The organism is Pseudenterobacter timonensis (assembly GCF_900021175.1).
GTDB classification, from domain to species: domain Bacteria; phylum Pseudomonadota; class Gammaproteobacteria; order Enterobacterales; family Enterobacteriaceae; genus Enterobacter; species Enterobacter timonensis.
In genome coordinates this window covers 446,717-463,527 of the sequence record NZ_FCOP01000013.1, presented here as the reverse complement: position 1 = coordinate 463,527, position 16,811 = coordinate 446,717, and the positions used below count along the sequence as shown (strand labels likewise).

15 protein-coding genes are annotated in these 16,811 nt (G+C 45.1%); all 15 read left to right on the top strand.

The window, feature by feature from the left end; genetic code table 11:
• Window positions 1–1,479 (top strand): colanic acid undecaprenyl disphosphate flippase WzxC, encoded by a 1,479-nt coding sequence (gene wzxC, locus BN3796_RS17630; protein ID WP_061709653.1) that lies wholly within the window; start codon window positions 1–3, stop codon window positions 1,477–1,479.
• Window positions 1,480–1,750: 271 nt separating this feature from the next.
• Window positions 1,751–3,031 (top strand): colanic acid biosynthesis pyruvyl transferase WcaK, encoded by a 1,281-nt coding sequence (gene wcaK, locus BN3796_RS17625; protein ID WP_061709652.1) that lies wholly within the window; start codon window positions 1,751–1,753, stop codon window positions 3,029–3,031.
• A complete protein-coding gene (gene wcaL / locus BN3796_RS17620) occupies window positions 3,028–4,248 on the top strand; it encodes a colanic acid biosynthesis glycosyltransferase WcaL (protein ID WP_061709651.1) in 1,221 nt (406 codons plus the stop codon). The genes wcaK and wcaL overlap by 4 nt, the downstream gene beginning before the upstream one ends.
• Window positions 4,249–4,260: 12 nt before the next feature.
• Window positions 4,261–5,649 (top strand): colanic acid biosynthesis protein WcaM, encoded by a 1,389-nt coding sequence (gene wcaM, locus BN3796_RS17615; protein ID WP_061709650.1) that lies wholly within the window; start codon window positions 4,261–4,263, stop codon window positions 5,647–5,649.
• Between the two features lie 173 nt (window positions 5,650–5,822).
• Window positions 5,823–6,719: a GalU regulator GalF gene (gene galF, locus BN3796_RS17610; RefSeq protein WP_061709649.1), complete on the top strand. Its 897-nt coding sequence runs from the start codon at window positions 5,823–5,825 to the stop codon at window positions 6,717–6,719.
• A gap of 375 nt (window positions 6,720–7,094) precedes the next feature.
• Window positions 7,095–8,174, top strand: coding sequence for a dTDP-glucose 4,6-dehydratase (gene rfbB / locus BN3796_RS17605; protein ID WP_061709648.1), 1,080 nt, complete (start codon window positions 7,095–7,097; stop codon window positions 8,172–8,174).
• Window positions 8,174–9,073 carry a dTDP-4-dehydrorhamnose reductase gene (gene rfbD, locus BN3796_RS17600; protein WP_061709647.1) on the top strand — a complete coding sequence of 300 codons (900 nt, stop codon included), beginning with the start codon at window positions 8,174–8,176 and terminating at the stop codon, window positions 9,071–9,073. The genes rfbB and rfbD overlap by 1 nt, the downstream gene beginning before the upstream one ends.
• A 51-nt stretch (window positions 9,074–9,124) precedes the next feature.
• Complete coding sequence (gene rfbA / locus BN3796_RS17595) at window positions 9,125–10,003, top strand: glucose-1-phosphate thymidylyltransferase RfbA (RefSeq protein WP_061709646.1); 879 nt, start codon at window positions 9,125–9,127, stop codon at window positions 10,001–10,003.
• 1 nt (window position 10,004) lies between these two features.
• On the top strand, window positions 10,005–10,544 hold the full coding sequence (rfbC, locus tag BN3796_RS17590) for a dTDP-4-dehydrorhamnose 3,5-epimerase (RefSeq protein WP_061709645.1): 540 nt from the start codon (window positions 10,005–10,007) through the stop codon (window positions 10,542–10,544).
• Between the two features lie 82 nt (window positions 10,545–10,626).
• On the top strand, window positions 10,627–12,153 hold the full coding sequence (locus tag BN3796_RS17585; protein WP_061709644.1) for a lipopolysaccharide biosynthesis protein: 1,527 nt from the start codon (window positions 10,627–10,629) through the stop codon (window positions 12,151–12,153).
• Between the two features lies 1 nt (window position 12,154).
• Entirely contained in the window at window positions 12,155–13,018 is an 864-nt protein-coding gene (locus BN3796_RS17580; RefSeq protein ID WP_061709643.1) for a glycosyltransferase family A protein, read from the top strand.
• 9 nt (window positions 13,019–13,027) lie between these two features.
• Complete coding sequence (locus tag BN3796_RS21215; RefSeq protein WP_061709642.1) at window positions 13,028–14,065, top strand: EpsG family protein; 1,038 nt, start codon at window positions 13,028–13,030, stop codon at window positions 14,063–14,065.
• 2 nt (window positions 14,066–14,067) lie between these two features.
• Complete coding sequence (locus tag BN3796_RS17570; RefSeq protein WP_061709641.1) at window positions 14,068–14,919, top strand: glycosyltransferase; 852 nt, start codon at window positions 14,068–14,070, stop codon at window positions 14,917–14,919.
• Window positions 14,916–15,656 carry a glycosyltransferase gene (locus tag BN3796_RS20415; RefSeq protein WP_073885271.1) on the top strand — a complete coding sequence of 247 codons (741 nt, stop codon included), beginning with the start codon at window positions 14,916–14,918 and terminating at the stop codon, window positions 15,654–15,656. The genes BN3796_RS17570 and BN3796_RS20415 overlap by 4 nt, the downstream gene beginning before the upstream one ends.
• A gap of 27 nt (window positions 15,657–15,683) precedes the next feature.
• On the top strand, window positions 15,684–16,790 hold the full coding sequence (locus BN3796_RS17565) for a glycosyltransferase family 4 protein (protein ID WP_061709640.1): 1,107 nt from the start codon (window positions 15,684–15,686) through the stop codon (window positions 16,788–16,790).
• Window positions 16,791–16,811 lie beyond the last annotated feature (21 nt).

The following is a 16,811-nucleotide window of genomic DNA, read 5'->3' as shown; positions in this document are numbered from 1 at the left end:
ATGAGCTTACGAGAAAAAACCATCAGCGGCGCCAAATGGTCGGCGATGGCGACCATCATTATTATCGGGCTTGGACTGGTGCAGATGACGGTGCTGGCGCGCATCATCGATAACCACCAGTTCGGCCTGCTGACCGTCTCGCTGGTGATTATCGCGCTGGCCGATACCCTGTCGGACTTTGGCATCGCTAACTCCATTATCCAGCGAAAAGAGATCAGCCATCTGGAGCTGACCACCCTCTACTGGCTCAACGTCGGGCTGGGGATAGTGGTCTTTGCCGCGGTCTTTCTGCTGGCGGGCGTCATTGCCGGCGTATTGCATAACCCGGACCTGGCGCCGCTTATCCGCACGCTCTCCTTTGCCTTTGTGGTGATCCCCCACGGGCAGCAGTTCCGCGCGCTGATGCAAAAGGAGCTGGAATTTAACAAGATCGGCATGATTGAAACCAGCGCGGTGCTGGCAGGCTTCACCTTTACCGTGATCAGCGCCCATTTCTGGCCGCTGGCGATGACCGCCATTCTGGGTTATCTGGTCAACTCCGCCGTGCGCACGCTGCTCTTTGGCTACTTTGGCCGCAAAATCTACCGTCCCGGCCTGCATTTTTCGCTGGCGTCGGTCTCCTCCAACCTGCGCTTTGGCGCATGGCTCACCGCCGACAGCCTGATCAACTACGTTAACACCAACCTCTCCACGCTGGTGCTGGCGCGCATCCTCGGCGCCAGCGTCGCGGGCGGGTATAACCTCGCCTACAACGTGGCGGTGGTGCCGCCGATGAAGCTTAACCCGATCATTACCCGCGTGCTCTTCCCGGCGTTCGCCAAGATTCAGGACGACACGGAAAAGCTGCGGGTCAACTTCTACAAGCTGCTCTCGGTGGTGGGGATTATTAACTTTCCGGCGCTGCTAGGACTGATGGTGGTCTCGAATAACTTTGTGCCGCTGGTCTTTGGCGAGAAGTGGACCGGGATTGTACCGATCCTGCAGCTGCTCTGCGTCGTCGGGCTGCTGCGCTCGGTGGGCAACCCCATCGGCTCGCTGCTGATGGCGAAAGCGCGCGTTGATATCAGCTTTAAGTTCAACGTCTTTAAAACGTTTCTGTTTGTACCGGCGATTATCGTCGGCGGCCACCTGGCGGGAGCCATTGGCGTAACGCTCGGCTTCCTGGCGGTGCAGATCGTCAATACCGTGCTGAGCTATTTCGTGATGATAAAGCCGGTGCTGGGCTCCAGCTACCGGCAGTACATCCTGAGCCTCTGGCTGCCGTTCTGGCTCTCTATTCCTACGCTGGTTGCAAGCTATGGCCTGGGCGTGGCGCTGAAGGGCCAGATGGCGCTGGGGACGCTGCTGGCGGTACAGATTGCCGCCGGAGCGCTGGCCTTTGCGCTGATGATTGTGCTGTCGCGCAACGCGCTGGTGGTGGAGATGAAACGTCAGTTTTGCCGTAGCGAGAAGATGAAAACGCTGCTGCGGGCAGGGTGAGTGGGTTGACCCCTCACCCTAACCCTCTCCCCAAAGGGGAGAGGGGACTGTTCCGTGCACGCTGAAAGCCCCGGATACGCCCCACCGGAGTGGGGGGCATTTCAGGGCGCGGTGCTTATGCAGGGCTTGCGCTTCCTACTCACCCCGGCGGGGAGAGGGGGCATTTCAGGGTGCGGTGCTTATACAGGGCGCGCGCTTCCCCCTCTCCCCTCCGGGGAGAGGGCTGGGGTGAGGGGCGGCAGCGAGCAACATACAATTTTATGAGGTCATTATGAAATTACTGATTTTGGGCAACCACACCTGCGGTAACCGTGGCGACAGCGCCATTCTGCGCGGGTTATTGGATGCCATTAACACCCTGCGGCCTGAGACTGACGTTGATGTGATGAGTCGCTATCCGGTGAGCTCTTCCTGGCTGCTGAACCGCCCGGTGATGGGCGATCCGCTCTACGGCCAGATGAAGCAGCACAACAGCGCCGCCGGCGTGATGGGGCGCGTGAAAAAGGTGCTGCGCCGCCGCTATCAGCATCAGGTGCTGCTCTCCCGTGTCACCGACACCGGCCGACTGCGCAATATCGCCATCGCCCAGGGCTTTACCGATTTTGTCCGTCTGCTGTCGGGCTATGACGCCATTATTCAGGTGGGCGGTTCGTTCTTCGTGGATCTCTACGGCGTGCCGCAGTTTGAACATGCCCTCTGCACCTTTATGGCCAAAAAGCCGCTCTTTATGATTGGCCACAGCGTCGGCCCGTTCCAGGATCCGCAGTTTAACCAGCTGGCGAACTACGTCTTCGGCCACTGCGACGCGCTGATCCTCCGTGAATCGGTCAGCCTGGAGATGATGAAGCGCAGCGAGATCGACACCCGTAAAGTGGAGCACGGCGTTGATACCGCCTGGCTGGTGGATCATCAGCACGACCATTTCCAGCCGAGCTACGCCGTCCAGCACTGGCTTGACGTGGCGGGCAGGCAGAAAACCGTCGCCATTACCCTGCGTGAACTGGCACCCTTCGATAAACGGCTGGGCACCACCCAGGCGGCCTATGAAAAAGCTTTTGCAGGGGTGGTGAACCGCGTGCTTGATGCTGGCTACCAGGTGCTGGCGCTCTCCACCTGTACCGGTATCGACAGTTACAACAAAGATGACCGGATGGTGGCGCTCAACCTGCGCCAGCACGTCAGCGATCCGTCGCGCTATCACGTGGTAATGGATGAGCTTAACGATCTGGAGATGGGCAAGCTGCTCGCCGCCTGTGACCTGACGGTGGGGACCCGCCTGCACTCGGCAATCATCTCCATGAACTTCGGCACCCCCGCTATCGCCATTAACTACGAACACAAGTCGGCGGGCATTATGCAGCAGCTCGGCATGCCGGAGATGGCGGTGGATATTCGTCATCTGCTGGACGGTTCGCTGGAGGCGATGGTCGCCGATACGCTCGGCCAGCTTCCCGCCATCAACACCCGGCTGGCGCAGGCGGTGAGCGCCGAGCGCGCCAACGGCCTGGAGATGGTGAAATCCGTGCTGGCGCGTATCGGGGAGGGGAAATGAAGGTCGGTTTCTTCTTGCTGAAATTTCCGCTCTCGTCTGAAACCTTTGTGCTTAATCAGATCACCGCTTTTATCGACATGGGATATGAGGTGGAGATTGTCGCCCTGCAAAAGGGCGATACGCAGAACACCCATGCGGCATGGACGCAGTACGGGCTGGAGGCCAAAACGCGCTGGCTGCAGGATGAGCCGCCGGGCAAGCTCAACAAGCTGCGCCATCGCGCCGGGCAGACGCTGCTGGGGCTGCACCGCCCGGCGACCTGGCGGGCGCTGAACGTTGCCCGCTATGGCGATGAATCGCGTAACCTCATCCTTTCTTCTATCTGTGGCCAGACGGCAAAACCGTATCGCGCCGACGTCTTTATCGCCCATTTCGGCCCGGCCGGCGTGACGGCCGCCAAGCTGCGCGAGCTGGGGGTGCTGGAGGGTAAGATCGCCACCATCTTCCACGGCATCGACATCTCCAGCCGCGAGGTGCTTCACCACTACACCCCGGAGTATCAGCAGTTGTTCCGCCGGGGCGACATGATGCTGCCTATCAGCGAACTCTGGGCCGGTCGCCTGAAAAATATGGGCTGCCCGGCGGATAAAATTACCGTCTCACGTATGGGCGTGGATATGGCGCGCTTTACCCAGCGGCCGGTCAAAGCGCCCGGTAAGCCGCTGCAGATCATCTCCGTAGCCCGTCTGACCGAGAAAAAAGGGCTACACGTGGCGATCGAGGCGTGCCGACAGATGAAGGCCAGCGGCGTCGACTTCCGCTACCGCATTCTGGGGATGGGGCCGTGGGAGCGACGTCTGCGCACGCTCATCGAGCAGTACCAGCTGGAAGGCTATGTGGAGATGCCGGGCTTTAAACCGAGCCACGAGGTCAAAGCGATGCTGGATGAGGCGGATGTCTTCCTCCTGCCGTCGGTGACCGGAACAGACGGCGACATGGAGGGGATACCCGTGGCGCTGATGGAGGCGATGGCGGTGGGGATCCCGGTGGTCTCCACGGTTCACAGCGGCATTCCTGAGCTTATCGACCCGGGCCGCTCCGGCTGGCTGGTACCGGAGAATGACGCTGCCGCGCTGGCGGAGTGTCTGGCCGCATTCAGCGATATTCCTCCGCAGGCGCTGGCACCGGTCCTGCAGAACGCCCGGCAAAAAGTCGAGGCCGAGTTTAATCAGCAGGTGATCAACCGACAGCTGGCGAGCCTGCTGCAAACGCTTTAACCGCGAGGTTGTATGCTAAAAAAGATTTCCCGACGCACCTTTGTCTCCGCCTTTTCCCTGCTGGCGGCCACGCCGCTGCTTAAGCCCGGGCTGGCTCGGGCGGCGGGCGGCACGGTTAACATTCGCCAGTATAACAACCGCGACTGGATCGCCGCCTTTAAACAGGCTTTTACCGAAGGCGATACGGTGGTGGTGCCCGCCGACCTGACCTGTAAAAACATCAACGCCGCTATCTTTATTCCGGCGGGCAAAACGCTGCTCATCCGCGGCGCGCTGACCGGCAACGGGCGCGGACGCTTTGTGTTGCAGGATGGCAGTAAAGTGGTAGGGGAAGGGGCAGGGCGGATGGAGAATATCACCCTCGACGTGCGCGGCTCCGACTGCGTGATCCAGGGACTGGCGATGAGCGGCTACGGGCCGGTTACCCAGATCTACATCGGCGGCAAAAAGCCACGGGTGATGCGTAACCTCCTCATCGACAACATTCGCGTCAGCAAGGCCAACTACGCCATTCTGCGCCAGGGATTCCATAACCAGGTGGACGGGGCGCGCATCACCAACAGCCACTTCAGCCACCTGCAGGGGGATGCGATAGAGTGGAACGTGGCGATCAACGACCATAATATCCTTATCTCCGACCACGTTATCGACAACATCAACTGCACCAACGGCAAAATCAACTGGGGGATCGGCATCGGACTGGCCGGGAGCACCTACGACAACGACTATCCGGAGCATCAGGCGGTTAAAAATTTCGTGGTGGCAAACATCACCGGCAGCAACTGCCGCCAGCTGGTGCATGTGGAAAACGGTAAGCATTTTGTCATCCGAAACGTCAAAGCCAAAAACATTACCCCGGAGTTCAGTAAAAAAGCGGGAATTGATAACGCCACGGTGGCTATTTATGGATGTGATAATTTCGTCATAGATAATATTGATATGGTTAATAGCGCCGGCATGCTGATTGGCTACGGCGTAATCAAAGGGAATTATCTCTCCATCCCGCAAAACTTTAAGCTCAACGATATCCGCATGGACAACCGCCAGCTTCCCTACACGCTGCGCGGCATCCAGATCTCCTCAGGCAATGCCACCTCCTTTGTGGCGATCACCAACGTGGAGATGCAGCGTGCGACGCTGGAGCTGCACAACAAGCCACAGCATCTCTTTTTGCGGAATATCAACGTGATGCAGGAGGCCAAAACCGGCCCGGCACTGAAGATGCACTTCGACCTGCGCAAGGATGTGCGCGGCAAGTTTATGGCGAAAGAGGAGACGCTCCTCTCCCTGGCAAACATCAAAGCAGTGAATGAAAAAGGGCAGAGTTCGGTGGATATCGACCGGGTGGATCAGCAGGTGGTGAATACGGAACGGTTGAATTTTGCGCTGCCACACCGATAAGCCGGGGCTATTTTGGGATAAATCCCGGAAAAGCATCGCGAATGATTCAGATAAGAACTACTTTTATTGGTGGGGCAAATAGGTAATATCAGACGTGCAAACAAGGCAAAACATGCTGGCGAAAATGGCTTTAAGCGCTATAATTCGTCAACCATTTTAAGGTGGAAGAAATAATGATTAATTTGAAAGCAGTCATTCCGGTAGCGGGTCTGGGCATGCATATGCTGCCTGCCACGAAAGCGATTCCTAAAGAGATGCTACCGATCGTTGACAAGCCGATGATCCAGTACATCGTCGACGAGATTGTTGCTGCAGGGATCAAAGAAATCGTACTGGTTACCCACTCTTCCAAGAACGCGGTAGAGAACCATTTCGACACCTCTTATGAACTCGAAGCTTTGCTGGAGCAGCGCGTTAAGCGCCAGCTGCTGGCTGAAGTGCAGTCTATCTGTCCGCCAGGCGTCACCATCATGAACGTGCGCCAGGCGCAGCCGCTGGGGCTGGGCCACTCTATCCTTTGCGCGCGTCCGGTGGTAGGGGATAACCCGTTTGTGGTTGTTCTGCCCGATATCATTCTGGACAACGCCTCCGCTGACCCGCTGCGCTACAATCTGGCAGCAATGCTGGCCCGCTTTAAAGAAACCGGCCGCAGCCAGGTGCTGGCGAAACGCATGAAAGGCGATCTCTCCGAGTACTCCGTTATCAAAACCAAAGAGCCGCTGGACAGCGAAGGGAAGGTCAGCCGTATCGTAGAGTTCATCGAAAAACCGGATCAGCCGCAGACACTTGAATCTGATCTGATGGCCGTAGGTCGCTACGTGCTGAACGCCGATATCTGGGCCGAGCTGGAAAAAACAGAGCCGGGCGCCTGGGGCCGTATCCAGCTGACCGATGCTATCGCCGAACTGGCGAAGAAGCAGTCGGTTGATGCGATGCTGATGACCGGTGACAGCTACGACTGCGGTAAGAAGATGGGCTACATGCAGGCGTTTGTGAACTATGGGCTGCGCAACCTGAAGGAAGGGGCGAAGTTCAGGGAGAGTATTGAGAAGCTGCTGGCTGATAGTTAAGCCAGCCTGCCCTTTCTCAGTCGTACCCAATCTGACGGCAACCACTGTTTCGTTCATTGTAAAATGGATGAGCTCTGGTTGCCGCTTTGCGTTAAAAGCTAGTTATTTCAACTTGTTATGTGCCTCTTTTTTGCGCTACCCGTCGCAGATTTTCACTTGTTTCTTATATCAATTAAGACGACAATTGACGCCTGTTTGTAGTGGCTGAATGGGCTTTGCATCTATAGCCTAAACGCTGTTTTTACATTTCCAGAGAAGTCAGTCCACTGGTAGCTGTCGAGCCAGGGGCGGTAGCGTGCATAATTTCTAATCCGCGAAATTAACGTCTAACCGGGCTGCAATATCTCGCTATATTTTACGGACGGAATAAATAACGTGAAAATTCTTGTTACGGGCGGTGCCGGCTTTATCGGCTCAGCAGTTGTACGACATATTATTAATAATACTCAGGATGAAGTGGTTAATGTCGATAAATTAACTTACGCCGGTAATCTTGAGTCACTTGCGGAAGTGAGTAATAACGAACGCTATGCCTTCGAGCAAGCCGACATCTGTGACAAAGCGGCAATGGAGCGTATTTTTGCTACACACCAGCCGGATGCGGTGATGCATCTGGCGGCAGAGAGCCACGTTGACCGTTCTATCACCGGGCCTGCAGCTTTTATTGAAACCAATATTGTCGGCACCTATGTTCTGCTTGAAGCGGCGCGTGGTTACTGGTCATCTCTGGACAATACTGCGAAAGCCGCGTTCCGTTTTCACCATATCTCGACTGACGAAGTTTACGGCGATCTGCCGCACCCGGATGAGCAACCTGGTGAGCTACCGCTGTTTACTGAAACAACGGCTTATGCGCCAAGTAGCCCCTATTCAGCCTCCAAGGCATCCAGCGATCATCTGGTGCGCGCCTGGCTGCGAACCTACGGATTCCCGACCATAGTAACCAACTGCTCTAATAATTACGGTCCGTATCATTTCCCGGAAAAACTGATCCCGCTGGTGATCCTGAATGCGCTGGATGGTAAATCGTTGCCGATTTATGGCAAAGGTGACCAGATTCGTGACTGGTTATATGTGGAAGATCACGCACGCGCATTGTATACCGTTGTTACTCAGGGCAAACCTGGAGAGACGTATAATATCGGCGGCCATAACGAGAAGAAAAATCTTGATGTCGTGCTTACTATTTGTGACTTGCTGGATGAAATAGTCCCTAAAGATGGTTCTTATCGCGATCAGATCACCTATGTTTCCGACCGCCCAGGCCATGACCGCCGTTATGCGATTGATGCCCATAAAATTGGTGTTGAACTTGGCTGGAAGCCAGAAGAGACCTTTGAAAGCGGGATTCGCAAGACTGTTGAATGGTATCTCAGCAACCAAGAGTGGGTGAATAACGTTAAAAGCGGTGCCTATAAAAGTTGGATCGAGCAGAATTATGGAGAGCGCAAGTAATGAATATTCTTCTGTTCGGTAAAACAGGGCAGGTGGGTTGGGAACTCCAACGCGCACTCGCACCCTTAGGTAATCTGATTGCGCTTGATGTGCATTCTCAAGAGTACTGTGGTGATTTCAGCGACCCGGAAGGGATTGCTGAGACGGTTCGTAATATTAAACCTGACGTTATCGTCAACGCCGCCGCACACACTGCAGTGGATAAAGCAGAATCAGAGCCAGAGTTTGCCCAGCTACTTAATGCCACAAGCGTTGAAGCTATCGCTAAAGAAGCTGCGCAAATCGGCGCCTGGGTTGTTCATTATTCCACGGATTATGTCTTCCCGGGTGATGGCGAAACCCCCTGGAGTGAGACGGATGCGACGGCACCGCTGAATGTGTATGGCCAGACCAAGCTTGATGGCGAAAAAGCCCTGCAGGAGCATTGCCCTAAGCATTTGATATTCCGTACCAGCTGGGTATATGCGGGGAAAGGCAATAATTTCGCTAAAACCATGCTGCGCCTGGCTAAAGAACGCAAAGAACTGTCCGTCATTAATGATCAAGTGGGTGCCCCAACAGGCGCTGAGCTGTTAGCCGATTGTACCGCCCACGCCATTCGTGTCGCGATGGTGAAACCAGACGTTGCCGGGCTTTATCATCTGGTTGCCTCTGAGACGACAACCTGGTACGACTATGCGGCGTTGGTATTTGACGAAGCCAAAAAGGCAGGCGTTGAGTTGGCTATTGAAAAGCTGAATGCTGTACCAACTACTGCATATCCAACGCCTGCGCGTCGCCCGCACAACTCACGCTTAAATACCGGGAAGTTCCAGCAGAACTTCAACCTGGTCTTGCCCGCATGGCAGGTTGGTGTGAAACGTATGCTTGCTGAGCTTTTCACGGCGCAATCCATTTAATCATTTAAAAATGCCCGTTTACGGGCATTTCGTGTTTATAGAGAAATTATAATGGCTACACGTAAAGGTATTATTCTTGCCGGTGGATCCGGTACTCGTCTCTATCCTGTGACCATCGCGGTAAGTAAGCAACTACTGCCAATTTACGACAAACCAATGATTTACTATCCATTGTCTACGCTGATGCTGGCGGGGATTAAAGACATTCTGATCATCAGTACACCTCAGGATACGCCGCGTTTTGAACAGCTTCTGGGTGACGGCAGCCAGTGGGGGCTGAATCTGCATTATAAAGTGCAGCCTAGTCCGGATGGTCTGGCACAGGCATTTATTATTGGCGAAGAGTTCATTGGTGAAGATAACTGCGCTTTGGTACTGGGCGATAATATTTTCTACGGGCATGATCTGCCTAAACAGCTTGAAGCCGCAGTTAACAAAGGCGATGGTGCTACGGTATTTGCTTACCACGTCAACGACCCTGAGCGTTATGGCGTCGTGGAATTTGATAAGAACGGTACCGCAATCAGTCTGGAAGAAAAACCTTTAGATCCGAAGAGTAATTACGCCGTTACTGGTCTGTACTTCTATGATAAAGATGTGGTAGAAATGGCGAAAAATCTGAAGCCTTCTTCACGTGGTGAATTAGAAATTACAGATATAAATCGTATATATCTTGACCGAGGCCTTTTGTCTGTGGCAATGATGGGGCGTGGATATGCGTGGCTGGATACGGGTACTCATCAGAGTTTGATAGAAGCAAGTAATTTTATTGCGACTATTGAAGAGCGCCAAGGGTTAAAGGTTTCGTGCCCTGAAGAGATAGCTTTTCGTAAAGGTTTTATCGATGCAGAACAAGTTAATCGCTTAGCACAGCCATTATCTAAAAATGCTTACGGTCAATATTTATTAAAAATGATTAAAGGTTATTGAAATGAACGTTCTGGAAACTGAAATTAGTGACTTATTAATCTTTGAACCCAAAGTTTTTGGCGATGATCGTGGCTTTTTTATGGAGAGCTTCAACCAAAAAGTGTTCGAGGAAGCAGTAGGGCGGAAAGTTGATTTCGTTCAAGATAATCATTCTAAATCAGTAAAAGCAGTACTACGGGGATTACACTTACAAGTTCCTCCGTTTGCGCAAGCTAAACTCGTACGTTGCATTGTAGGGGAAGTATTTGATGTTGCAGTAGATGTTCGTAAAAACTCTCAAACTTTCGGGAAGTGGGTCGGTGTTAATCTTTCAGCTGATAATAAACGCCAATTTTGGATACCTGAGGGTTTTGCTCATGGATTCCTAGTTTTAAGCGAAACGGCTGAGTTTGTTTATAAAACTACAAATTATTATTCGCCAAAACATGAGCGTAGCGTTTTATGGTGTGATCCCGACATTAATATATTATGGCCAAATTTAGAGCAGGATTTTATACTTTCTGATAAAGATCGATTGGGTGTGGAAATAAAAGCACTATAATACCCGTAACTAGGTAAGCATTGCATTTATCGTGCAGTGCTTTCTTTTCTTGTAATATTAATGATAAGCTAATAAAAAGCTCATGAGAAAAAAAAATGTTGTGAAGTCATTTAAATATGGGGTTATCTTTTCTATTTTAATAATGTTAATGACTTTTTGGGTCAGGAAAGTATTTTTTGATACACTTGGCACTGAATTGACTGGCTATTATTTGCTTATAAATCAGATGCTGGGTTTTTTAAATTTAGCTGAATTAGGATTAGGGACCGCCTCAACTTACTTATTATTTAAACCTTTAAGTGATAATGATAATGTAAAATTGGCTACGACAATTCAGGCTATAAAAAAAATATACTCTATAATCCAGAAGGTTATTTTTGGTTTTGGAATATTAATAGCCGCATTATTACCATTTATTGTTAAATCACAGATAGACATTTACCACTTATATATACCTTGGTTACTATTTGTTTCAAGTACGGCATTATCATATAGTTATAGCGCTGAATCCATATTATTAACTGCTGATCAGAAAGTATATTATATCAGAATAATCAATGGATTTGGGCGTGTATTATGTTTTCTATTACAAATAATAGCTTTAAAATTTAGTTTTGGCTTTATAACATTTAGTATTTTAGAAGTGGTTTCAGTTTTATTGCAATTATTTGTCTTTAAAAAACTAATTAAGCAAAATTATTCATTTTTATCCAATATTGATACTGGAAAACTACAAGGTATTCAAAAAAAAATTTTCTCAGAAGTTAAAAAAACATTCATACATAAAATTTCTGGCGTATTAATTTTTAATACTGATTACATTATAGTGTCAATTTTTTTAGGTCTGGCATTTGTAACGTCTTATTCTTCGTATGTTATGCTGCTTCAGGCAATGTCTTTTCTAATTACTACACTAAGCGTTCCTTTGAATTCCGCACTAGGGCATCATTTACAAGAAAAAGGAAATGACGCTACTGTAATTAAATTCATGCAAATAAATAGTATATTTATGTGTATATCTTCAATATTAGCTTTTTGTTATTATATAGCATCTAGCGGATTAATATTTCATTGGTTGGGTAAAACTGTAGTTCTGCCTCAACTAACAGTTGTTCTGTTAGCAATTAATTGCTTCTGTCTTATAGCAAGAACATCTGTTGATATATTTAAAGTTGCTTACGGATATATGTCTGACACGCATTTGCCAATCCTTGAGGGTGGGCTAAACCTTTTGTTCTCACTAATACTAGTGCAGTTTCTAGGAATAAATGGCGTTATAATAGGAACAATTATATCAAACATTTGTGTTATTATGATCGCCAGACCTTATTATTTATTTAATAAAGCGTTTAAGAAAAATAATAGCGAGTTTATCATACATCATGGTTCAGTCTGGTTTTTGTCAGCTCTAAACGTTTTTATTTTATATATTATATTCATTAAATGTATGAATTTCATGGACGCCATACAAAAAAGTTCATTTGGCGAATTTATTATTAATTGTACAATACTGGGGATACTGTCATCTTTTATAGGTGGCTTAATCTTCATTATTGGAAGTAATGACTTTCGCACTTTCATAAAACAACAACTCTTGATAAGGTTATAAAATGAGTGGTGATATTCCAATTGTAATTATGACGAGGAATGAAAATAAATTTTTAAAAAAATGCATTGACTCAATTATTGAGTATACAAAACTTCCTTATCATATCTATGTCATAGATAATAATTCTGAAGATGAAGAGCAAAAAGAAATTCTCAACAACTATTCAAGTCATAATAGTATTACTATAATAAGAAATAAAGATAATTTTTGGGTATTAGGTTTAAATAAACACTTGGAACATATAAATAAAATAAAAAACTCCAAATATTTTGTGCTAACTGATGGTGACATAGAGTTTAATAATTATAATTGTGAAAGCTGTTGGTTAGAAAAATTAGTATCCTTTATGGAACAATATAAATGCATTGGTAAAATAGGACTTTCTCTAAATTGGGAGCTCATTTCTAATGATCCTTTTTACCAAGAAATATATGAACAAGAAAAAAAATTATATGATGAAGGGCTGAAAATAGGGCCTCTTTATATTTCACCAGTTGATACGACAGCTGCTATATATCGATGGGATTGGTCTATTGATGGTTATAAATTTTATCCTGACCATATTAGATATCTTCGTCCAGAATTATACTCGTGTAGAACACCTAGAAATTTCATAGCTGAACATCATGGCTGGATTAATTACAAAGAAAAAATTGACAAGTCAAAATTAGAGGAGAAAGTAAAATGCTTCACTATAATGGGAGCAGATCTTAAAAAAACACAATTAAATCAGGTTAATACCAAAATAAGATTGTTTTATCTGTTTTTAGCAAAGCCAATGAAGTTTTTATGGGGGCTACGGAGACGCTGTTATGTATTGAAATATTGTCTTCGTAAAGGAATAAGAAAGTTTGATAATCATTAGTAGGTCAGAATGCTTATTTATATAATTATTTTGTTTTTTTTATTGATATGCTGTTATTGTGAAAATAACAAAGCGTTCTTTTATACTGGCATTGTGATTCTCTTCATTTTGGCAATATTAAGAGGGGAAGGTGTAGATAGAGATTATGAAACTTATATAAGTATTTATGGCTATTTAATCAATGGCGAGCCCTATACCATAGAACCAACATTTATATTAGCAGCCTATATTTCTCATTACTTAACCGGGTCTCCTGTACTGATCTTTTTTGTTTTCGCACTCATTGCGATATATTATAAATCGAAGTTTATTATTACATTTTCTCCCTATATTTGTTTGTCTCTCTTAATATATTATTCCAATTTCTATTTTGTACACGAGTTAACTCAAATAAGAATAGGAGCCGCCAGTGCAATTGGTTTCTACGCGATAAAATATCTGGTTAAAAACGAGCAGAGAAAATTTATTATATTAGTATTATTTTCTTCACTTTTCCATTTTTCAATGGTCATATTACTAATAACCTTACTTTTTGATAAGCGAAAAATCAATATTTATTATATCTTAACTATTTATTGTCTTATAATTGCTGGCTATCTATTAATCTATCTAAATATTAGCCCGCTTAGGGTCCTACAGTATATTCCTATTTCAGTGCTTCGAGAAAAACTTGCAATTTATACTTATCAAACTGAAAATGGAATGATCGAACCAGTGAATGTTACATCTATTATGCAGTTGGTAAGGCTTTGCGTAATAACTTTCATTTTTGCGAATTCGAGAAAATTCGAAAATAATACTCCCATGGTGTTGCTGAGCAAATTATATTCATTATCTCCTGTTTGTCTCGTACTGTTTTCCTCTCTCCCTGCTTTTGCTATTAGAGTTAGTGAATTATATTCGGTAGCTGATATTGTGGTATTGCCTATTTTAGCTACTTACTGTAAACAAGCCAGGATGATTCGACTTGGAATAGTAGTCTTAACAATTTGCATTCTGCTAATGAATTTGTTTCATAATGGAATTGTAAACGGATATCATTTTTAAAAATGAAAAAAATTATATTACCTATAGTAGTTTTATATAAAAAAAGACTTATTCACGCTGAGAGTATTAATACGCTTTTAGATAGTGACGTTGCAGGCTCGATATGTGATATTTATGTATATGATAATACACCAGGAGAGAACAATAACTTTAGTTCAAATCAAAAGGTATATAGAGGAAGGAATATAATATATTTTCACAATCCTAATAACGCAGGGGTAAGTACTGCTTATAATACCGGTCTGAAAATAGCCAAGCAGTTGGGATATAAATTCGTCTTAATATTAGATCAAGATACCCATTTTCCATTCGGAGCTGTGGAGAGCTATTTAAGCGCAATTAATAACTATCCAGAAATAAAAATTTATGTGCCAAGTCTGGTTACAAAGAATGGAGAGCATTGTTCCCCTCTAAAATATGCATTTCATCGCGGTTTCGTCATTGGAAAATTAGAATCAAATATTTATTCGTTAGATAAATACTCGCCTATTAATAGTGGTATGTTACTTGATGTAGAAACCGCACTTCGTAGTGGCGGTTACAAAGAGGATGTTTATTTGGATTTTAGCGATTTTCAATTTATTGAAAGGCTCAAGAAATATACTTCTCATTTTTATCTCATACCTCTATCGCTACAACAAGATTTATCAAATGAAGATGAGAACTACGAAAACCTCGTAGTGAGATATGAAATATATTGTCAATGTGCCAAGCGATGCCATAGAGAGAGTATATTAGATGATGCCATTTATTTTGCTATGGTCTTGATTAGAGGGTTAAAGCTCCTTATGAGAACTAAAAAAATAATTTTCTTGAAAGTTTTTCTAAAAAGTTATATTAGAGGAAAAAAATGATTTCTGTTTGCATTCCAACTTTTAATGGTTCTAAATATATAAAACAACAAATTAATAGTATTCTGTCGCAAATTTCTAATGATGATGAAATAATCATATCAGATAATTCATCAACGGACGATACAATAGATATTATTAAAGGTTTAAATGATCCTCGAATTAAAATTTACAACTTCAAATCTGAATCAAATTCAAAACTTAATAACAACATCCTCGGCAGAGTTTCACTAAATGTCCAAAATGCGCTTTCAAAATCCTCTGGTGATTATATCTTTCTTTCAGATCAAGATGATATATGGCTTGAAGGCCGCATCAGTAATACCCTTTTACACCTGAAAAGCGATAAACCAACTGTTGTTGTCTGTAATTGTAGTGTTGTGGATGAAAATAATAATGTTTTGATTGAATCTTATTTTTCATATATTAAACCTAGTCAAAGTATAATTCGGACAATATATAAAAGCTCTTTTCATGGCTGCTGTATGGCTTTCAATAGATCAGTATTAAAAAAAGCTTTTCCTTTTCCTCAATACGCTATAGGACATGATCTTTGGCTCGGAATGATAGGAGCTTATTATGGTGAAGTATTTTTTTTGCAAAAGCCTTTAATATTATATCGACGTCACAGTTCGACAGTAACTACTACTGGATTTGCAAGTAAAAGAAGCTGGTTAGACAAAGTTAAATATAGATTTTTAATTATAATTTCCCTTTTTAAAGGAATTCTAATTAATTAGCTAATTTGTTTTTTATAGGTTATTTGTATGAAAATTGCCCATGTTCAGGTTATCCCAAAATTATCTGGTGTCCAGCAAATTACTTTGGATATTCTCTCAGGTTTAGACAGAAACAGTAAATGTGCTGGAGAAATTACTGATAAGACTGTTATATGCGGGGAAATATTTGATAATGATTTTGTAGAGTTGTTTTCAGTTCAAGGAATAAAAATAATTTCTATTCCTTCTTTGAAAAGAGAAATTGGATTACATGACGTTAAATGCTTTTTTGAACTTTATAAACTCTTTAGAAATGAGCAGTATAATATTGTTCACACCAATTCTACAAAACCGGGAATTATCGCTAGAATAGCTGCAAAATGCGCAGGGACGAAGAGAGTCATTCATACCGTTCACGGCATAGCGTTTCACGCACATGCTAATATTATTTCAAGGCTCATATTTTATATTTTAGAAAACATAGCAACATTATTTGGTGATGTAAATATCACTGTTAACAAACTTTATACAAAATATTACCCTTTTGTAAAAAGTAAAGTTATTTATAATGGTGTAGATTTTGAAAAGCTAACGCCTGTTAAAAATACTAAAATTAATGAAATGCATTTTGCTTTTTTTGGTCGACTGGATGAGCAGAAAAATCCTTTAGAATTTATCAAAGCAGTCAAAATTGTATTAAATACATATTCTGGTCCGATCAAGCCGAAATTCACTCTTGCAGGTGATGGAGAATTACGCAATAAATGCTGCCAGATGATTGCTGATTTTAATCTCCAAGATAAGATATATATGCCAGGTTGGATTAACGATAAAAGTAAATTCCTAAATGAAGTCGATGTATTATGTCAGCCTTCGAAATGGGAGGCTTTTGGGCTCGTTTTTGTTGAAGCTGCTTATTTTGGTATACCATCTATTGCCACTAATGTTGAAGGAATTCCAGAGGTAGTGCTGCCATCTGAGACAGGAATTCTTTATGATGGTGGGGCTGAGGCATTAGCTGCGTGCATGTTATCTTATCTTACGGATCGCCAATTATTAGCTGAACATGGTATTAATGCTAAAAAATATGTCACGCAAAATTTCACTAAAGAAAAAATGGTATCCGAATATTGCTCAGTTTATTTTGAAAAGTAATATTCTAAGTGATTAATATTA